We start from the raw sequence: 17,850 nt of genomic DNA on the forward strand, positions 1-17,850 counted from the left end.
CCAGCCAGACACTGATTTGCCGCAACACAGCCTGGGGTGTACTGGCTAAACTGCCCGCATTGTTCACCCAGGACGCGCTCATGCCGGAAGCTCTCGACACCTTGCTGAATTTTGCCAGCGCCTTGGCCGCCGGCCTTTTGATTGGTGCCGAGCGCGGCTGGCAGGGCCGCAATGCCGATGACTCAAAGCTGGTGGCGGGGATTCGCACCTTCGCCCTGAGCAGCCTGCTCGGGGCCTTTGCCATGCTGCTCGGCGAGCATTTCAATGTCATTGCCTGGGCGGTGATCTTTGCCGGTTTTGCCCTCTTAGTGCTGGCCTCCTACTTTGGCGAGCTGAAGCGCCAGGGTGATATGGGGCTGACCAGCGAAGTGGCGCTGCTGATCACCTTTCTGCTTGGCAGCCTGGCCATGGCCGGCTATGCGGGCTTGGCTGCTGGGGGCGCGGTGGCCGTGGCGCTGCTGTTGAGCCTCAAACAATCCTTGCACAGCGCCCTGCAGCGGCTCAGCGAGGCGGAACTCTCCGGCGCGCTGAAGCTGCTGTTTATTTCCCTGGTGCTGCTGCCGGCGCTGCCCAATCAGGGCTACGGCCCCTGGCAGGTATTTAACCCCTACGCCATCTGGTGGATGGTGGTGCTGATCGCCAGCATCGGCTTTGCCGCTTATGTGGCGATCCGCCTGGTGGGCATGCGCAGTGGCCTGCTGATCACTTCATTGCTCGGCGGCATGGTCTCCTCCACCGCCATGACCATAACCCTGGCGCGACTGGCGGCAGGACGTAACCTGCAAGCGATCCTGGCCTGCGGCCTGCTCGCTACCTCAGCCCTGATGTTTCCGCGCATCCTGCTGGAAGTCGGCCTGGTTAACGCCAGCCTATTGCCACAGCTGGCCTGGCCACTGGGCGTCGCCACCTTGGTATACGCCAGCGGTGCACTACTGTATTTCCGCCGCGCGGGCACAGAGAATGAGGAAGCGGCCGAGCCGCCGCTGAAAAACCCGTTTGAACTGGGGCCGGCCTTGCGTTTTGCCTCGCTGCTGGCGTTGATTCTGCTACTGGTTGAAGCGGCGCAGCGCTGGCTCGGCGATGTCGGCGTGTACCTGGTCGCATTGCTTTCGGGGCTGGCCGATGTCGATGCCATCACCCTGTCGCTGGCGCGCAGCGCGCAAGGTGACCTCAATGCCCAAGTCGCCGTGCAGGGGATCTTTCTAGCCGCGCTCAGCAACAGCGTGGTCAAAGCCTGCCTCGTCGCCCTGATTGGCGGTCGCAAGCTGGCGCTGATGACCCTGCCGGTTATGGCGGCCGGCCTGCTGGCAGGTGCTGCGGTATTACTGCTGCGTTAAAGCAACGGCACGCCATAAACCCTCAGACGAGTTGAGCGAGCGTTCGGTCAACCGTCTGAATCATGCGCCCTACTCGGCTATTTGATCATCCAGCGCCATCACCCCTGCCGCCTGTTCGAGCAGCTCGGTAGGCAGGCTCTTGCTGGCGCGGGCGCCCAGCAGCTTGAGGTTTTCCACCCGGCTGATGATATTGCCCCGGCCATCACACAGCTTATTGCGGGCCCCGGCATAGGCCTTGTCCAGCTGCTGCAGGCGTGTACCAACTTCATCCAGGTCCTGAATAAAGGCCACGAACTTGTCGTAGAGCGCCCCGGCGCGCTCGGCAATCTCACGGGCGTTCTGGCTTTGCCGCTCCTGGCGCCACAAGCTGTCGATCACCCGTAACGTGGCGAGCAAGGTCGTCGGGCTGACGATCACGATATGTTGGTCGAAGGCTTCCTGAGACAAGCCGGGATCGGCCTGCAGCGCGCAGGCAAAGGCCGCCTCAATCGGCACGAAGAGCAGCACGAAGTCCAGGCTGTGCAAGCCTTCCAGACGCTGGTAATCCTTGAGTGACAAGCCTTTGAGGTGGCTGCGTAGCGACTGCACATGCTGTTTAAGTGCCTGCTGGCGGCTCGGTTCATCTTCAGCGGCAATAAACTGCTGGTACGCAGTCAGGCTGACCTTGGCATCTACGACTACCTGCTTGTCGCCCGGCAGCTGGATCAGTACATCGGGCTGGAAACGCTCACCGTCGGCGCTCTTCAGGCTTACCTGGGTCTGGTATTCACGGCCTTTCTCCAGGCCAGCATGCTCCAGCACCCTTTCCAGCACCAATTCGCCCCAGTTGCCCTGGGTTTTCTGCCCTTTAAGGGCGCGGGTCAGGTTAGTCGCCTCATCCCCCAAACGCTGATTGAGCTGCTGCAGGCGCTCCAACTCCTTACCTAGGGAAAAGCGCTCACGGGCTTCCTGCTGGTAGCTTTCTTCCACGCGTTTTTCGAAGGACTGGATGCGCTCTTTGAGCGGGTCGAGCAACTGGCCGAGTTGCTGCTGGCTCGCCTCGGCAAAGCGCTGCTCGCGCTCATCGAAGATCTTCCCGGCCAACTCGGCAAACTGCGCACGCAACTCATCGCGTGAGCCTTGCAGATCGCTGAGGCGCTGTTGATGACTGTCCTGCTGTTCTTTGAGTTCAGCACTCAGCGACGCGCGCAATGCATCCAGGCGGCGAATTTCGGCTTCCTGCTGTTCGCGCTGACCGGCCCAGGCCTGGGCAGCTTCACGGGCAATCTGTCGTTCTTGTTGCAACAGGTCGGCCTCACGGCGTAGCGCCGCCAGTTCGGCCTGTTGATCGGCCTTGATTTCACTGATCTCGGCGATGTCTTCGCGGCAATCATCCAGCTGCGCCGCCAGGCCGGCCTGGGCCAGTTGCGCGTTACTCAGGCGTTCCTGCAGCAAGCTGAATTCCAGCTGCTGGCGCGCCAGGCGGCGCTGCAACGACCACGCGAGATAGATAAGAGGAAGGGCTGCAGCGGCAACGCCGAGCAATGCCGGCGCCAGCGCGGTGGATAGATCGATGGGCATAAGCAGCTCCGCAGAAAAGTACTGGCAGTATAACCAGTACCCTAAACAGAGTCAGAGCTGTTTAAGCAGTTGTTGCGCCTCTAGCGAACCCTGTCCCGCCGCTAACTCCAGCCAATGCCGCGCTTTTTTCGGCTCGTTGTGGCGCGACTGGCAATACAACTGACCGAGTTCAAGCTGAGCGCCCACATCACCGGCGCGCGCTGCCTGACGTAGCAGCTCAAAACCCATGCGCCGATCACGCGGATTACCGCAGTCGCGGCAGAGCAGCTGGCCCAGACGGCTTTGCGCCTTCACCACACCTTGTAAGGCAGGTTGCTTGAGCAGTCGACCGGCAAAGCGTTTAACGCTCGGCGCTTCACTCAGGCGCGGGCTGTCTAGCAGCCAGAGCGCAACGCGCGCAGGCAAACGAGGCGTGACAACAGAGTGAGCAACAGGGATACGAGTAATTACGCGTGGCATAAAAAGCAGAGGTAGCTGGAAAGGCGCGCCACTCTACTCTTATTTTCGCCAAGGTAAAGCCTTGTAAAAAGCGCTAACCCGCGGCCTAGAGCAAGCGCTTGGCTTAATCCACAAAAGCTGTGGATAACTTAGTGGATAACATGGGATCAAGCGCCGTGATCGCTTACCCCGTGGGGCCTGAGCTCAAACTGGTGATTTTTTCACCAGCACAAAAAACTCATATATTTCATTGACTTATAAAATCAATAAAAAGAATCAAGGGTTTACGTCACGCACTAAATTTTGCTTGACGGGGTGCATCGCAATTGTGCACAAGTCGATGCGGCAAGCCGTCGCACTGCCCTTTTTGAGGGCAAATCAACCGCTAAACGCCGCCCCATCTAGGCTGACGCTATCGCCGGCGATGCCCTTGATAGGGCGCTAAGTGAACGACGCGGGGGCGCTAGAACCTTGGCCCGCATAAAAGCAACAGCCTCGCGGCCGACTGCGTCCATCAAAACGGCCGACGTTTGACCGCTGTGATAAGCCCTGGCATGGGCGTAAGCCCGCGTTTAAAAGATGCTGCAACTGAATGCCAGGCTCATGCCGATAACACGCCGCGTGATTGGCAGCCTGCCAGACATGGGTTAACGTCCTGCCACGCCACACTCCCCTCACTATGGATCAGTGCTTATGCCCAGCCGGCGCACCTGGCTGCGACTTATCGGTTGTTTGGTTTTACTGCTCGCGCTGCTGAGTGCTTACGCCTATGTGAGCCTCAACCGCCTACTCGAACGCGAGCACATCGAAAACCTCGACTGGCGCGGCCTAAGCCTCAACAGCCAAGGCGTCCGGCTTGACCAGCTCAGCCTGCAGCACCCAAGCGGCGAAGTGCAACTGCAACACCTGCAGCTGCACTGGCGCGGATTCAGCCTGGCACTGCCGTTCTGGCAGCAGATTAACATCACCAACCTACAACTGAGCCTCCCCTCTAGCACCGCCTCAACAAGCGCTGAGAGCCGCAATCTGGACGCACTGCTACAACAGCTTGGCGCAGTCATCAGCCTGTTACCGCAACGGTTGCAGGTCGATGCGCTGCAAATCGAGCTGCCCTGCGGCGCAACACGCTGCCAACTGCTGGGCGATCTGCAGCTGCTAAAACAGCCCTCAACCACGGGGCAACAACTCGACCTGCAACTCAACCTGCAGCACCAGCAGGATCAACTGCGCTGGCACGCCCAGTTACAGGGTTCAGCTAGCGCACCAGAGCTGCAGCTGAGCCTGGCCATCAACCAACAGCCCCAATTGCAGTTCAGCAGTCGCTTGCAGCCAGGCAATGGCGCAACGCTGTGGCAGGGTAAAATCAGTGGCGACCTGCAACAGAGCAAGGCACTGCACAGCTGGCTCAGCCAATGGCTACCCAGCCCCCGCGATGACTTACCGACCACCCCGGCCGCCGCGCAGCTGCAGGCGAGCTGGCAATTGCACCTTGCTCCAGGCCCGCTCGACCTGTCGCAATTGCAACAAGCCAGCGGCCAGCTCAACGCCAGCGCCAACCTGCCAGAGCCCTGGCCAATACCGGCAATTGGAGAACTGCAGGGCAGTTTCGAGCTGGCCGCCCACACGCTGGATGGACTGTGGCTGGCGGACAGCCTCAGCGCCGACCTCAGCCTCCAACACATCGCCCCCGGCCTTGTCAGTGATCTGCCGCCCGAGCTGTACCCTGAGGCTGTGCAGCTAAAAATCCATGCCACAGCAATGCCACCTGTTATTGCCGAACAGTTGAGCGGCCGCGCCCTGCCCCTTCAGCTGCAACTGAGCGCAAAGGGCCGCAGTACATTGGCGTTGCAAGGCACGCTAATCCTGGCCAACGGCCTGCCCTGGGGCTTGCAACTGCTGGATGGCACGCTCAGCGCCAACAGCCCCGCACTGCAGGTGGGAGGTTGGGATGTCGGCGCACTGCAGGCGCAGTTACAACTCGACGCGTACCTGGACGCACAACAACTGAATCTCACGCTGGCGCCAGGCTCACAGCTCAACCTGCAGCACCTGGGTAACGGCGATTTTCGTGCGCAGCAACTCAAGGCCAACAGCCCCTCACTGCAACTGCACGCACAGCTAGCGGCCGGTGTGCTGAGCGACTGGCGCCTGCACGGCCCCCTCGACCTGAGCGCGCAGCTGCAGCATCAGCAGTTGCAGGCGCAACGCTGGTACTGGCAGGGCCCCGTGGATGCCAGCCAGCAGCGCGTGGAGCTGCAGGGCACGCTGCGCAACGATGCCGAGCTGCAACTCAAACTGCAGGCGCAACACACCAGCGCCCAAGGCCTCAGCCTGCAAGCGCAGCTGAATGAAGTTTTTTTGCGCAGCGGCAACCCATTCCAAGCCAGTTTCAGCGCCTGGCCGGCCTTGCTGGAGCTGAATAGCGGTCGCCTGAATGCCAACGCAAGCGTCAGCCTGGCCAGCGGTCAACAGCTACCCACCCTGGTGTTCAAGCTCACAGGTAAAGGCCTGGGCGGGATTTATGACCGCACCGTCCTAGAGGGCTTGGACGGCAAACTCAGTGTGCGAATCGACCCCAAGCAGCTGCAGCTTGAACTCAGCGAACTGCGCCTGGCCCAAGCCAATCCCGGGATTCCGCTGGGGCCACTGCAACTCAAAGGCCGCTACAGCGCTGCCCTGCAAACGCCCAGCCAAGGCCAGCTTGAGCTGCAGCAAGCCGAGACGGCCTTGATGGGCGGCAACCTGCGTGTGGCGCCTGGGCAGTGGAGCCTCGCCGCCGAACCGCTGCTGTTCCCTATAGAGGTGCAGGGCGTGGAACTTGAACAGCTGTTTATCCTCTATCCCACAGAAGGTTTGGCCGGCACGGGCACCCTCGATGGCCGCTTACCGCTGCAAATCAGCCGTCAAGGCGTGACCATCGGACAAGGCCAACTGAGCGCACGCGCACCTGGCGGCCAGCTACAGTTCCACTCCGAACGCATCCGCGCCCTGGGCCAAAGCAACCCGGCGATGCAACTGGTGACCCAATCACTGGAGGATTTCCGCTTTACCACCCTGAGCAGCCAGGTCGACTACAACCCGCAGGGCAAACTGAACCTGGCCCTGCGCCTGGAGGGACAAAACCCGGCCATCGAGCAAGGCCGGCCGATTCACTTCACGATCAACCTGGAAGAAGACATCCCGACACTGCTGGCCAGCCTGCAACTGACCGACAAGGTTAGCGATATCATCAGACAGCGCGTGCAACAGCGTATGCTGGAGCGCAATGCCAAGACGGCTCCGACAGAGCCATGATTCAGATCAAGGAGAAGCGCCATGCGCGTGCGTAATTGTTTCGCCGCCCTGCTACTAGGGCTGCTCAGCACGGCCTGCACCCCGACCGTGCAGCTGGCGATGCCGAATGAGCCAATCAACATCAACCTCAATGTGAAGATCGAACACGAAATTTATATCAAGGTGGATAAAGCCCTGGACAGCATGTTCAGCGAATCCAGTGGATTGTTCTAAGGAGCCCGAGCATGAACCTAACGAAACACCTCGCCAGCCTATTGCTGCTGCTTAGCCTGAGCCTGCCAGCCGTCGCCTTGAACCTCAACGAAGCCATGTCTGCCCTTGGCGACGCCAAAGCCAGCGGCCAATTGGGTGAAATGCCCAATGGCTATCTAGGGGTTGTCAGCGGCGGTGGCCAAGCCGCGGAAATCGCCCAGTTGATCAACCAAGCACGGCGCGCTGAGTACCAAAAGCTGGCCGCGCAAAACGGCATCAAACTAACTGATGTGGAAGCCATTGCCGGGCAGAAAGCCATCGACAAAACCCCGCCTGGGCAGTACATCCAGCTACAAGGTAAGTGGCAACGCAAATAGCTTGAAGCCCAAAATAAACAAGGAGCGCATTGCGCTCCTTGTTGGTTCTACCTAGAGCCTACTTACGATCTCGCGAGCTAGAGTCCTGCAAGGCAAAAAGAGGCGAGGAAGCGGAGTGTACTTTTGTACATGAGCATTCCGAGCCTGTTTTTAACGCAGCAGGGCCGACGCGCAGCAGATCGTATGCAGGCTCTCAGCGCTGCTGAATCACCGGCTGCCCAGCTTTGGGTTTGAAATACAGGGTTTCACCACGGCTCAGGTTAGCCAGGCTGAGGTGATCTTTAGCCACTTCGGCTTCAATTGGCTCGCTCTGCCCGGCGACTTTAAGGGTCACGCGGGTGATCGCGCCAAGCGGGCGAATGTCGCGTACTTCACCGGCCTGATGGCCCTCTTCAGCCTGACGCGAGAGGTGAATCTCGTGCGGGCGGAACAGGACATGGGTGTCGTCGCCGACATACAGGCGGTTGGCATCGCCGAGGAAGTGATAGACAAAATCACTGGCCGGCTTCTCGTACACCTCACCTGGCGAGCCGATCTGCTCAATCACGCCTTTGTTCATCACCACAATACGGTCGGCCACTTCCATAGCCTCTTCCTGGTCGTGGGTCACGAACACCGACGTCAGGTGCACTTCTTCGTGCAGACGCGCCAGCCAGCGGCGTAGCTCTTTACGCACCTTGGCATCCAGGGCCCCAAAGGGCTCATCAAGCAGCAGCACTTTCGGCTCTACCGCCAGCGCCCGGGCCAGGGCGATACGTTGACGCTGGCCGCCAGAGAGCTGCTCGGGGTAACGATCGGCCAGCCAGTCGAGCTGCACCAGTTCGAGCAGCTCATGGACCTTCTTCTTGATCACATTCTCGTTCGGGCGTTCGCGCTTAGGCTTCATGCGCAGGCCAAAGGCGACGTTGTCGAATACGGTCATATGGCGGAACAGTGCGTAGTGCTGGAAGACGAAACCGACATTACGGTCGCGCACATCGTGGCTCGATACATCTTCGCCGTGGAACTCGATACTGCCGACGTCTGGGGTTTCCAGACCGGCAATAATCCGCAGCAAGGTGGTTTTGCCGCAGCCGGACGGGCCGAGCAGAGCTACCAGCTCGCCGCTCTGGATGTTCAGGTTGATGTCGTTCAGCGCTTTGAACGCATTGAAGTTCTTGCTGACATTGGATACTACGATCGACATGACTTATTCCTCGCCAGCACTGGCTTTCAGGCGGTTGATACGTGACTCGCTCCACTGCTTGAGCAGCAGAATAAACAGCGCCAGCAAGAGCAGCAGGCTGGCGACGCTGAACGCGGCGACGTGATTGTATTCGTTATAGAGAATCTCGACATGCAGCGGCAGCGTATTGGTGTAACCACGGATGTGCCCAGACACCACCGATACCGCCCCAAATTCGCCCATGGCCCGCGCCGTACACAGCACCACGCCGTAGATCAGGCCCCATTTGATATTGGGCAACGTGACATGCCAGAACATCTGCCAGCCGTTGGCGCCGAGCAGGCGCGCGGCCTCCTCTTCCTGGGTGCCCTGCTCCTGCATCAGCGGGATCAGCTCGCGGGCGACAAAGGGCACGGTGACAAATACCGTGGCCAGCACGATGCCCGGCAACGCGAAAATGATCTGAATATCGTGCTCACGCAGCCACGGGCCAATAAAGCCTTGGGCACCGAACAGCAGTACGTAGATCAGACCGGCGATGACCGGCGACACCGAGAACGGCAGGTCGATCAGGGTCACCAGAATGCTCTTGCCGCGAAACTCATACTTGCTCACGCACCAGGCAGCGGCCACGCCAAATACCAGATTGAGCGGCACCGAAATGCCCACGGCAAGCAGCGTCAACTGCAACGCGGCAATCGCATCGGCTTCAAAGATTGCACCTAAGAAGGTGCCGATGCCCTGCTTGAGCGCCTCACTCAGCACGATAAACAGCGGCAACAGCAGGAACAGCACAAACACTAACCAGGCGCTGATGATCAGCAGCCGGCGACCGAGCACATTACCGCGCCGCGCCGCGTTGGCCGAGGCTGAAGCGCTTAGGGTGATAGAAGACATGGCGACCTCCTCAGGCTTTAGCGATCTGGCGCTGCAGCAAGTTGATCAGCAGCAGCAGGATGAAGGAGACCACCAGCATCAGCACACCGATAGCTGTGGCACCGGTGTAGTCGTACTGGTCGAGTTTGACCATGATCAACAGCGGCAGGATCTCGGTTTTCATCGGCATATTGCCGGCGATAAAAATCACCGAACCGTACTCGCCGACACCGCGGGCAAAGGCCAGCGAGAAGCCGGTCAACCAAGCCGGCAGCAACGCCGGTAGCAGCACATAGCGAAACACCTGCAAGGGTTTGGCACCCAAGCAGGCCGCCGCTTCTTCGACCTCACGCGGGATGTCCGCCAGCACCGGCTGGATAGTGCGCACCACAAACGGCAAGGTGACAAAGGTCAGCGCCAGGGTGATGCCGATGGGCGTGTAAGCAATTTTGAAGCCCAGGTCGGTGGCGAACTGTCCCACCAGACCACTTGGAGCATACAAGGCGGTCAGGGCGATACCGGCAACGGCGGTGGGCAAGGCGAAGGGCAAGTCGATCATCGCTTCGATGACCTTGCGCCCCGGGAAGGTGTAGCGCACCAGCGCCCAAGCCAGCAGCGTGCCGATAATGCCGTTGATGATGGCCGCCGCGAAGGCCGTGGCAAAGCTCAGTTTGAGCGCTGCCAGTACCCGCGGCGCGGAAATAATCGCCCAAAATTCTGCCCAGGTGAGCTGAGCGGCATGAACGAACATGGCACCCAGCGGAATCAAAACCAACAGGCTGAGGTACACCAGGGTGTAACCCAGCGTCAGCCCGAAGCCGGGTATGACGGGGGAAGTACGACGAGACATGATTTGGCCTTGTGCTTGTTAAGCGACGATCTAACGACACAGACGAATCCGTAGGATGGGTTGAGCGCAGCGATACCCATGCAGGCTGTAGGGTGGAAGTCGCTTTTCACTTCCACCTGCGTCACCTTCGCGCAGGTTGATGGTGGATCGGTGAAGCGTGATCCACGGGGTGGCCATCCACCCTACGGACTAAGGCTTACTGCGCCTGATAGATCTGATCGAACCCCCCACCATCGTTAAAGAACTTCGGCTGTGCGGCCTTCCAACCGTTGAAGTCTTTATCGACAGTGACCAGTTTCAGTGCCGGGAACTGCTCGGCGAACTCGCTCGCAATAGCCTGGTTACGCGGGCGGTAAAAGTGCTTGGCCGCCAGACGTTGACCTTCATCGCTATACAGGTAGTTGAGGTAGGCCTCAGCTACTTTGCGGGTGCCTTTCTTGTCGACGTTTGCATCCACTACAGCCACCGGCGGCTCGGCCAGGATCGACAGCGACGGCGCAACGATTTCGAAGTTGTCGCCGCCCTCTTCCTTCAGCGCCAGGAAGGCTTCGTTTTCCCAGGCCAGTAGCACGTCGCCGATCTGGTTGTTGACGAAGGTGATGGTCGAACCACGGGCACCGGTGTCGAGTACCGGCACGTTTTTGTAGAGCTGACCCACGAACGCTTGGGCTTTTGCCTCGCTGCCGTACTTCTGCTGAGCGAAGGCCCAGGCCGCGAGGAAGTTCCAACGTGCACCTCCAGAGGTTTTCGGGTTCGGGGTGATCACTTCAACGCCCGGTTTGACCAGGTCATCCCAGTCTTTCAACCCCTTGGGATTGCCCTTACGCACCAGGAACACGATGGTCGAGGTATACGGCGTACTGGCGTCTGGCAGGCGTGTTTGCCAGTCCTCAGGGATCAACTTGCCGAGCTTGTACAGCTCGTCGATGTCACCGGATAAAGCCAGGGTTACCACGTCGGCACGCAGACCATCGATTACCGCACGGGCCTGTTTGCCCGAACCACCGTGGGATTGCTGGATGGTCACAGCTTCATGGCCCTGGGCTTGCCAGTGCTTGTTGAAGGCGGCGTTGAAGTCACTGTACAGCTCACGGGTCGGGTCGTAGGACACGTTGAGCAGGGTTTCTGCAGCGGCTGCCGGGCCTGCGGCTCCGGCAATAGTCAGTGCGCTGGCGAGGGCGGCAAAAGCAAAACGGCGAATGGACATGGTGCAGCTCCTAAAATCTTTGATTTTCTAATGGCTTGGTTTTTCTTTAGGGAGTGGCGATCAACAGCGCATTCGCGGCTGACAGCTGCAATACCGGTGTGTGCTCATGGTTTGTGCTCGGTTCATGCTCACACCCTCCGGTGGTCCAGTCGGGTTTTGAGGTTGGTTCTAGTGGTCAGGCGTTTTTGCCGGCCGGAGCCTGCAAACGGAATTTTTCCTTGCGTTCGATCTGCACGACCTGGCCGTTGTGCACGGTGATTTCCACCGCGCCAAACTTCAGGCCATTCAGCGCAGCCTGGATCTCGCGCAGGATGCTGGCGTCGTCCTGACCTTCAAGGTTGCGTAGGGTTGCGGTCATGGTAGTGCTCCTTGAAATAGCCCCTATAAGCGGCGAAAACTGGCCGTAGTCAGTGGGCATGGAGCGGATAATAGAGAGGCGCCAATATTCTTAAAAATATTATTTAAGAACATTTATATTCTTTTTTGCATATACAAACCCTTGCATACCTGACGCAACGGAATGAAATTTTAGGCATAAGCAAATAAGTTCTTATTCTTTTTGATATTTATAATCCCTCCCTACACTGCAGCCACTCACATCTGCAGGAGGGCGCACGATGCGCAACCAAACTATCCGTTACATGATAGTGCCGGGCTGGCAAGGATCGGCCGACGCGCATTGGCAGAGCCACTGGCACCGTAGCCTGCCGAACAGTGCACGTGTGGAGCAGGCCGACTGGCTGAACCCTGACCGCAACACCTGGGTGGCCGAACTGCAGCGCAGTATCGCCAGTGACCCGCGCCCGACCATCCTGATTGCCCACAGCCTGGGTTGCATCACCGTGGCGCACTGGGCGGCTCAAGCGCCAGTCGAGTTGCTGGGTCGGGTACAAGGGGCCTTGTTGGTCGCCCCAGCGGATGTGCAGCGCAGCAATTGCCCGGCAGCGTTGCAGAACTTCGCACCGATACCGCAGCAGCCACTGCCGTTCCCCAGCCAGTTGGTGGGCTCGGACAACGACGCTGCTGCCAGCGCTGCCCGGGCGATCGAGCTGGCCCGTGACTGGGGCAGCGATGTGACGATCCTCAGCGGCGCCGGGCATATTAATGTGCAGTCCGGGCATCAGCGCTGGGAGCAGGGTTTCGCCTACCTCTACCGCCTACAAAACCGTGTTGATCAACACAGGCTTCGCAGCGCCTGACCGTCGGCGCCTAGAACTGTCGCGACAGATCTTTAGCCGCTCAAGTCAGCGGCTAAAGGCTGCAAAAATGTCGGCACCAAAGTCACTTTCGGTTATATCAATAGCATTAAATGTTTCTTTTTAAGAATAAAAAACTTGTGCAGTATCGGCGCCACATTCTGGCCAACAGGTCAGGCTCTACCCCGCGCTGCCTGCCGGCGCCGTGACGAGGAACGCCTTCATCATGCTTAAGAAAATTCTGCTGGCCAGCGCCATCACCTCAAGCCTACTGGGCAGCGCCGCTGCGCTGGCCGAAGACGCGCCGATTCTGAATGCGTCCTACGACATCGCCCGTGAGCTGTTTGCCGAGATCAACCCCAAGTTTGTCGCCCACTGGCAAGCACAGACCGGTAAAGAACAGAAGATTGACCAGTCATTCGCCGGCTCCTCGCGCCAGGCTCAGGACATCATCCAGGGCAAGAAAGTCGACACCGTAACCTTCAACCAAGTTACCGACGTCGACATCCTGGCCAAGCGCGGCCTGCTGCGCGAAGACTGGGCCAAGCAGTTCCCTAACAACAGCTCGCCGTACTACAGCACCACGGCGTTTCTGGTGCGCAAGGGCAACCCAAAGAACATCAGGGACTGGAACGACCTGGCCCGTGATGACGTGAAGCTGGTATTCCCTAACCCGAAAACCTCCGGCAACGCTCGCTACAGCTACCTGGGCGCTTGGCTGTATGCCAACGAGCAGTTCAAGGGCGATGAAAGCCAGATCAAAACCTTTGTCGGTAACGTGCTGCGCAACGTCGAAAACTTCCCTACCGGTGGCCGAGCCGCCACCGTTGCCTTCGCCCAGAACGGCCAAGGTGATGTGCTGCTGACCTTTGAATCGGAAGTGGTCAACATCGCCAATGGTGAGGAATTCAAATCCGGCGAATACGAAATCGTCGTACCGCCGGTTAGCGTGCTCGCCGAGTTCCCAGTGGCGCTGGTCGACAAAGTGGTCGATCAAAAAGGCACCCGTGAAGTGTCCAAAGCCTACCTGGACTTCCAGTACAGCAAAGACATCCAGCAGCTGCTGACCACCTACAACTACCGTGTGCACAACCCGGAAGTGGTGGCGGCTACCGCGGCGCAGTTCCCGCAGATTCGCCTGATCAACCCAACCGAAGTCCTCGGCACATGGGATGAGATCACTGCCAAGCACTTCGATGCCGATGGTATCCTTGACCAACTTTTGGCCGAGGGTCGCTAAGACCTCATCGGTTTGAGCAACAAACAGCCGCCGTCTTTACGGCGGTTTGTGCTTTCAGGGATTTATGTGTGCCTAAGACACCTCGCTTCTTTCTGCAGAACCCGCTGCTACCAGGCTTTGGTCTGAGTTTCGGCTTCAGCACCTTTTACATCTCGCTGATCATCCTGTTTCCGCTGTCGGCGTTGCTGCTGTATGTCAGCGACATGAGCTGGGCGCAGTACTGGCGAGCAATCAGCGACCCACGCGTGGTGCAGAGCTACAAGGTGACCATCAGTGGTGCGTTCTACGCCACCATCGCCACCGTGCTGATCGGCCTGTTGTTGGCGTGGATCATCACCCGCTATGACTTCCCCGGGCGTCGCCTGGTGGATGCGCTGATCGACCTGCCCTTCGCCCTGCCCACCTCGGTGGCCGGGCTGACGCTGGCCACCCTGCTCGCGCCCGGTGGCTGGTTGGGGCAATGGCTCGCGCCCATGGGCATCAAGCTGGCCTATGCCTATCCGGGCATCCTGATTGCAATGGTGTTTACCAGCCTGCCGTTTGTGGTGCGTACCGTACAGCCGGTGCTGCAGGACCTTGGCCGCGATTACGAGGAAGCCGCCAGCACCCTGGGTGCCAATCGGGTGCAGACGTTCTTTTACGTGGTGCTGCCCACCCTGATCCCAGCGCTGGTCACCGGGGCGTCGCAATCGTTTATCCGCAGCCTCGGTGAGTTCGGTGCGGTGATCATGATTGCCGGCAACATACCGTTCAAAACCGAAGTGTCTTCGCTGATGATTTTCGTGCGTCTGCAGGAGTTCAACTACCCCGCGGCTGCGGCAATTGCCTCAGTCATTCTGCTGGCCTCACTGGTGCTGCTGTTTACCCTGCAAGTGCTGCAAGGCCGCCTGTTTAAATGGCAACGGCAAGGCAAATGAAAAAACCTCAATACTGGCATCAATGGCTGTTGATCGGCCTCGGGCTGAGCCTGATTACCCTGATTCTACTGGTGCCGCTGGCGCTGATTTTCAGTAAAGCCTTCTCCGGTGGCCTGGCCTTGCTGTGGGGCAACCTCGGCGAAGACTACATGCTTCACGCCATCGGCCTCACCCTGCTGGTGGCGGCGCTGACCGTGCCGATTAACCTGTGTTTCGGCATTCTGCTGGCCTGGTGCGTGACCCATTACGATTTTCGCGGGCGCAAGCTGCTGACCACCCTGCTCGACATCCCCTATGCGGTGTCACCGGTGGTGGCTGGGCTCTGTTACCTGGTGGTGTATGGCCTGGAGCACGCGCTGGGGCGCTGGTTCTACGATAACGGCATGCAGCTGATGTTTGCCTGGCCGGGCATCGTCATGGTCACAGTGTTTGTTACCGCGCCGTATGTCGCGCGCATCTTGATTCCGGTGATGCAGTCCCAAGGCCAAGATGAAGAAACCGCCGCCCTGTGCCTGGGCGCCAACGGCTGGCAGATCTTCCGCCATATCACCCTGCCGAAAATCAAATGGGCGCTGCTGTATGGCGTGGTCATCACCAATGCCCGCGCGGTGGGCGAGTTCGGCGCGGTGTCGGTGGTGTCCGGCACCATCATCAACCAGACCCTGACCCTGCCCTTGCTGGTCGATCAACTGAACAACGACTACAAACCCGCCGCTGCCTTTACCGCCGCCGCGCTGCTGGCCTGCATGGCACTGCTGACCTTGCTGCTGAAAACCTTTATGGAATGGCGCCAGCGCACACTGATGCAGCGCGCCGAGGCCACTCACTAGCCGATGCTAAAACGGCCTGCGTGAGCAACGCAGGCGCAGCACGGCTAGCCGGAAATACTTTTGGCCAACCTGCGGCCAATAACAGAAGGGGCAGCGTCCTGCCTGAACGCTCCCCCTAAAACTGGGCATGGGTACATGCTATGGATGCTTTACCGAATCATTTCTGACTCTGCAGGTTCAGCCATACAGCGAAGGCGCGGGCGCCTTGCCGTTGAGTAACCAGTGCCCGAGATCGCGCACCTTGTAGTCGAGCGGGTCATGCAGACTGTGCACCCGTACGTTGCGCCAGAAGCGGTCGAAGCCGTATTTCGAGCTGGTAGAACTGGCACCCATGCTTTCAAAAATCCGCGAGGTGATTTCCAGCGCGGCGCGGGCTGACACCACCTTGGCTTCGCTGATGGCTAGCGCCACGTCGGCGCGCTCGGCAGCCGTCAGCGCAGGTTTTTCCCAGGCGCTCTGCAGGCGTTGCGCGGCGTTGTCGGCCAACAGTTGTGCACTGCGGAACAGCAGCCACAGCTCGCCATAGCGCTGCTGGATATAGGGATCATCGCTGGCCAAGGCCACCCCGGAAGCCGGCCAGGCGCGGCTATTTTCGCGGGTGTAACGCAGCGCCGCGTCCAGCGCGCCCTGGGCATTACCCAGGTACAACTGGGTCAGGATCAACTGCGACAGACAGGCACGTAGCGTGGTGCGCGGGCTTACGCCGCTGGGGCCGAGGAGCTCGCTGCTGTCGACAAACACATTGTCGAATTGCACCGTGCCGCTGTCGGTCTGGCGCTGGCCGAAACCGTCCCAGTCATCATTCACCGCCAGCCCTTCACGCTGGCTGGGCAGCACGATAAACACGCGGTCCTCCGGGTTGTGGCTGCGCGGCGCGCTGATCACCAGAGCATCGGCGCCCAAGGCACCGGAGCAGAATGACTTGCTGCCATTGAGTTCGTAATGCTCCTCACGGCGGCTGAGTGTCAGACGGCTATCGCGGCCATTGGTGGCGTTACCCCAGAACCAGCGCTCATGCACCGTGCGGCTCAACCAGTGGCGCTGCTGGTCGAGGTTGCCAAACAGCAGAATGGTCGCCACCTGCAGATGCTGAAAGGCAAACAGATGGGCCAGCGAGCTGTCCACGGCCGCCAAGTAACGGATGATCAGGTAGATCTCCGGCCATACCAGACCCTGACCACCAAACTGCTGGGAATGGCCAGGGTCAGCAAGCCGCTGTCGCGCAGCAGCTGACGTTCGGCTTGGGCGCTACCGCCCTGCCGATCACGCTGCACCGCAGTGGCCGCCAGCTTGCGCGCCAGGCGTTCAACCTTGCCGCTGCGGTTGGCGAAGTCACAGGGAAACAGCCGGGGATCGAAGAGCGGCAAAGCGCTATCAAATGACTGGGAACTGGCACGTAGCTCGGTGGCCATGATTATTGCGCCTTCCAGATAGTCACATCGAGGGCATTAACCGGCTTGGGCAACAAACCTTCGGCGACGAAGGCATCAGCAATTTTCTGCTGTTCCTTGAGGCTTTGCGGTTGTACCAGGCGCACCTGATAGCTGCGCCGAGCATTGGCTTGCTCGACGATGGCAGGGTCCAGACCGCCCCACAGCGGGCTGAGCACTTGCGCCGCAGCACGCGGGTTGGCGAGTAGCCAATCACCGGTCTTAACCAGCTCGTCGAAAACCACCGCCAAAACCTGCGGATTGTTTTTGGCAAACGTGGTGCTGGTCAGGTAATAGCGTTGGTAATCAGCCAACTGTTTGCCGTCGGCCAGCGTACGAGTCGGCAACTGCTGCTGCGCACCGCTGAGGAAGGGTTCCCAGGTTACCCAGGCATCGACTTTGCGGTTTTCAAATGCGGCGCGGCCATCGGCCGGGGTCAGGTAAGCCGCTTCGATATCGCTGAATTTAAGGCCGGCTTTGGCCAGGGCCACCAGCAACAGGTAATGGCTGCCAGCCGCTTTGGTCACCGCCACCTTCTTGCCTTTCAGCTCGGCAACACTGTGCAGCGGCGAATCATCACGCACGATAATCGCCTGGGCCGACGGCGATGGCGCTTCCTGGGCGAAATAGGTCAACTGCGCGCCAGCAGCCTGGGCAAACACCGGTACGGTATCGGCAACATCTGCAGATACATCGATATTGCCGACGTTCAGTGCCTCAAGCAGCGGTTGACCGTTGGGGAACTCATGCCAGCTGACACTGACATCCTGCTTGGCCAGGGCCTTCTCGAGATCCCCGTTGCTTTTCAACAGGCTGATCAGGGTTGAGGATTTTTGGTAACCGATGCGCAGTTGCGTGGCGGCATCGGCGGGCAGCACGCTGGCCAGCCCTAGGCTCAGAGCCAGGGCCACGCTCAACATAGGGCGATGTTTGAATTGGGA

Annotated in this window: 16 protein-coding genes and 1 pseudogene; 8 read left to right on the top strand and 9 right to left on the bottom strand. The window is 59.6% G+C overall.

Annotation, left to right across the window (positions count from 1 at the left end; all coding sequences use genetic code 11):
- The first annotated feature begins 80 nt into the window (after positions 1-80).
- Entirely contained in the window at positions 81-1,337 is a 1,257-nt protein-coding gene (locus ACEPAJ_RS12215) for an MgtC/SapB family protein (protein ID WP_425915048.1), read from the top strand.
- A 69-nt stretch (positions 1,338-1,406) separates the two neighbouring features.
- On the opposite strand, the gene rmuC is transcribed toward ACEPAJ_RS12215, so the two are convergent.
- Positions 1,407-2,771, bottom strand: a complete 1,365-nt coding sequence (gene rmuC / locus ACEPAJ_RS12220) for a DNA recombination protein RmuC (RefSeq protein WP_425918023.1) — start codon at positions 2,769-2,771, stop codon at positions 1,407-1,409.
- A 177-nt stretch (positions 2,772-2,948) separates the two neighbouring features.
- Complete coding sequence (locus ACEPAJ_RS12225) at positions 2,949-3,356, bottom strand: tetratricopeptide repeat protein (RefSeq protein ID WP_425915050.1); 408 nt, start codon at positions 3,354-3,356, stop codon at positions 2,949-2,951.
- Between the two features lie 672 nt (positions 3,357-4,028).
- On the opposite strand from ACEPAJ_RS12225, the gene ACEPAJ_RS12230 reads away from it, so the two are divergent.
- The 3 genes from ACEPAJ_RS12230 to ACEPAJ_RS12240 are packed head-to-tail and all read left to right on the top strand — an operon-like array spanning position 4,029 to position 7,198.
- The gene (locus tag ACEPAJ_RS12230; protein WP_425915052.1) at positions 4,029-6,629 is read left to right on the top strand and encodes an intermembrane phospholipid transport protein YdbH family protein; all 2,601 of its coding nucleotides are present in this window, start codon (positions 4,029-4,031) and stop codon (positions 6,627-6,629) included.
- Between the two features lie 21 nt (positions 6,630-6,650).
- Positions 6,651-6,842 carry a YnbE family lipoprotein gene (locus tag ACEPAJ_RS12235; protein ID WP_274089355.1) on the top strand — a complete coding sequence of 64 codons (192 nt, stop codon included), beginning with the start codon at positions 6,651-6,653 and terminating at the stop codon, positions 6,840-6,842.
- A gap of 11 nt (positions 6,843-6,853) precedes the next feature.
- Positions 6,854-7,198, top strand: a complete 345-nt coding sequence (locus tag ACEPAJ_RS12240) for a YdbL family protein (protein ID WP_322950358.1) — start codon at positions 6,854-6,856, stop codon at positions 7,196-7,198.
- Positions 7,199-7,391: 193 nt separating this feature from the next.
- Here the strand turns inward: ACEPAJ_RS12240 and ACEPAJ_RS12245 are convergent, their stop codons facing one another.
- The 5 genes from ACEPAJ_RS12245 to oscA all read right to left on the bottom strand — a co-directional run bounded on the left by ACEPAJ_RS12245 (position 7,392) and on the right by oscA (position 11,654).
- Positions 7,392-8,384 carry a sulfate/molybdate ABC transporter ATP-binding protein gene (locus tag ACEPAJ_RS12245; protein WP_425915055.1) on the bottom strand — a complete coding sequence of 331 codons (993 nt, stop codon included), beginning with the start codon at positions 8,382-8,384 and terminating at the stop codon, positions 7,392-7,394.
- 3 nt (positions 8,385-8,387) lie between these two features.
- Entirely contained in the window at positions 8,388-9,260 is an 873-nt protein-coding gene (gene cysW, locus ACEPAJ_RS12250; RefSeq protein ID WP_425915057.1) for a sulfate ABC transporter permease subunit CysW, read from the bottom strand.
- Between the two features lie 10 nt (positions 9,261-9,270).
- A complete protein-coding gene (gene cysT / locus ACEPAJ_RS12255; RefSeq protein ID WP_425915059.1) occupies positions 9,271-10,089 on the bottom strand; it encodes a sulfate ABC transporter permease subunit CysT in 819 nt (272 codons plus the stop codon).
- Positions 10,090-10,285: 196 nt separating this feature from the next.
- A complete protein-coding gene (locus ACEPAJ_RS12260; protein ID WP_425915061.1) occupies positions 10,286-11,296 on the bottom strand; it encodes a sulfate ABC transporter substrate-binding protein in 1,011 nt (336 codons plus the stop codon).
- Positions 11,297-11,471: 175 nt separating this feature from the next.
- Positions 11,472-11,654 carry a sulfur starvation response protein OscA gene (gene oscA, locus ACEPAJ_RS12265; RefSeq protein WP_322950353.1) on the bottom strand — a complete coding sequence of 61 codons (183 nt, stop codon included), beginning with the start codon at positions 11,652-11,654 and terminating at the stop codon, positions 11,472-11,474.
- 259 nt (positions 11,655-11,913) lie between these two features.
- On the opposite strand from oscA, the gene ACEPAJ_RS12270 reads away from it, so the two are divergent.
- From ACEPAJ_RS12270 to cysW (ACEPAJ_RS12285), 4 genes are all read left to right on the top strand, one after another.
- Positions 11,914-12,495 carry an alpha/beta hydrolase gene (locus ACEPAJ_RS12270; RefSeq protein WP_425915063.1) on the top strand — a complete coding sequence of 194 codons (582 nt, stop codon included), beginning with the start codon at positions 11,914-11,916 and terminating at the stop codon, positions 12,493-12,495.
- A gap of 223 nt (positions 12,496-12,718) precedes the next feature.
- Positions 12,719-13,732, top strand: a complete 1,014-nt coding sequence (gene cysP / locus ACEPAJ_RS12275) for a thiosulfate ABC transporter substrate-binding protein CysP (RefSeq protein WP_425915065.1) — start codon at positions 12,719-12,721, stop codon at positions 13,730-13,732.
- Between the two features lie 68 nt (positions 13,733-13,800).
- Positions 13,801-14,649 (top strand): sulfate ABC transporter permease subunit CysT, encoded by an 849-nt coding sequence (gene cysT / locus ACEPAJ_RS12280; protein ID WP_425915067.1) that lies wholly within the window; start codon positions 13,801-13,803, stop codon positions 14,647-14,649.
- A complete protein-coding gene (gene cysW, locus ACEPAJ_RS12285) occupies positions 14,646-15,479 on the top strand; it encodes a sulfate ABC transporter permease subunit CysW (protein WP_425915069.1) in 834 nt (277 codons plus the stop codon). Before cysT (ACEPAJ_RS12280) ends, cysW (ACEPAJ_RS12285) begins: the two co-directional genes overlap by 4 nt.
- A gap of 177 nt (positions 15,480-15,656) precedes the next feature.
- Here the strand turns inward: cysW (ACEPAJ_RS12285) and ACEPAJ_RS12290 are convergent.
- Together ACEPAJ_RS12290 and ACEPAJ_RS12295 are read right to left on the bottom strand one after the other, a co-directional pair.
- Positions 15,657-16,891, bottom strand: a pseudogene (locus ACEPAJ_RS12290) (acyl-CoA dehydrogenase family protein).
- A 2-nt stretch (positions 16,892-16,893) separates the two neighbouring features.
- Entirely contained in the window at positions 16,894-17,829 is a 936-nt protein-coding gene (locus ACEPAJ_RS12295; RefSeq protein ID WP_425918025.1) for an aliphatic sulfonate ABC transporter substrate-binding protein, read from the bottom strand.
- Positions 17,830-17,850 lie beyond the last annotated feature (21 nt).

The organism is Pseudomonas sp. GWSMS-1, from assembly GCF_049847425.1.
GTDB lineage: Bacteria > Pseudomonadota > Gammaproteobacteria > Pseudomonadales > Pseudomonadaceae > Aquipseudomonas.

Coding starts and splice junctions, on each gene's coding strand:
- ACEPAJ_RS12215 (WP_425915048.1), top strand. CDS start 81: ATGCCGGAAGCTCTCGACACCTTGCTGAATTTTGCCAGCGCCTTGGCC.
- ACEPAJ_RS12295 (WP_425918025.1), bottom strand. CDS start 17,829: ATGTTGAGCGTGGCCCTGGCTCTGAGCCTAGGGCTGGCCAGCGTGCTG.
- cysW (WP_425915057.1), bottom strand. CDS start 9,260: ATGTCTTCTATCACCCTAAGCGCTTCAGCCTCGGCCAACGCGGCGCGG.
- oscA (WP_322950353.1), bottom strand. CDS start 11,654: ATGACCGCAACCCTACGCAACCTTGAAGGTCAGGACGACGCCAGCATC.
- ACEPAJ_RS12270 (WP_425915063.1), top strand. CDS start 11,914: ATGCGCAACCAAACTATCCGTTACATGATAGTGCCGGGCTGGCAAGGA.
- cysW (WP_425915069.1), top strand. CDS start 14,646: ATGAAAAAACCTCAATACTGGCATCAATGGCTGTTGATCGGCCTCGGG.
- ACEPAJ_RS12245 (WP_425915055.1), bottom strand. CDS start 8,384: ATGTCGATCGTAGTATCCAATGTCAGCAAGAACTTCAATGCGTTCAAA.
- ACEPAJ_RS12225 (WP_425915050.1), bottom strand. CDS start 3,356: ATGCCACGCGTAATTACTCGTATCCCTGTTGCTCACTCTGTTGTCACG.
- ACEPAJ_RS12260 (WP_425915061.1), bottom strand. CDS start 11,296: ATGTCCATTCGCCGTTTTGCTTTTGCCGCCCTCGCCAGCGCACTGACT.
- ACEPAJ_RS12230 (WP_425915052.1), top strand. CDS start 4,029: ATGCCCAGCCGGCGCACCTGGCTGCGACTTATCGGTTGTTTGGTTTTA.
- ACEPAJ_RS12240 (WP_322950358.1), top strand. CDS start 6,854: ATGAACCTAACGAAACACCTCGCCAGCCTATTGCTGCTGCTTAGCCTG.
- cysP (WP_425915065.1), top strand. CDS start 12,719: ATGCTTAAGAAAATTCTGCTGGCCAGCGCCATCACCTCAAGCCTACTG.
- ACEPAJ_RS12235 (WP_274089355.1), top strand. CDS start 6,651: ATGCGCGTGCGTAATTGTTTCGCCGCCCTGCTACTAGGGCTGCTCAGC.
- cysT (WP_425915059.1), bottom strand. CDS start 10,089: ATGTCTCGTCGTACTTCCCCCGTCATACCCGGCTTCGGGCTGACGCTG.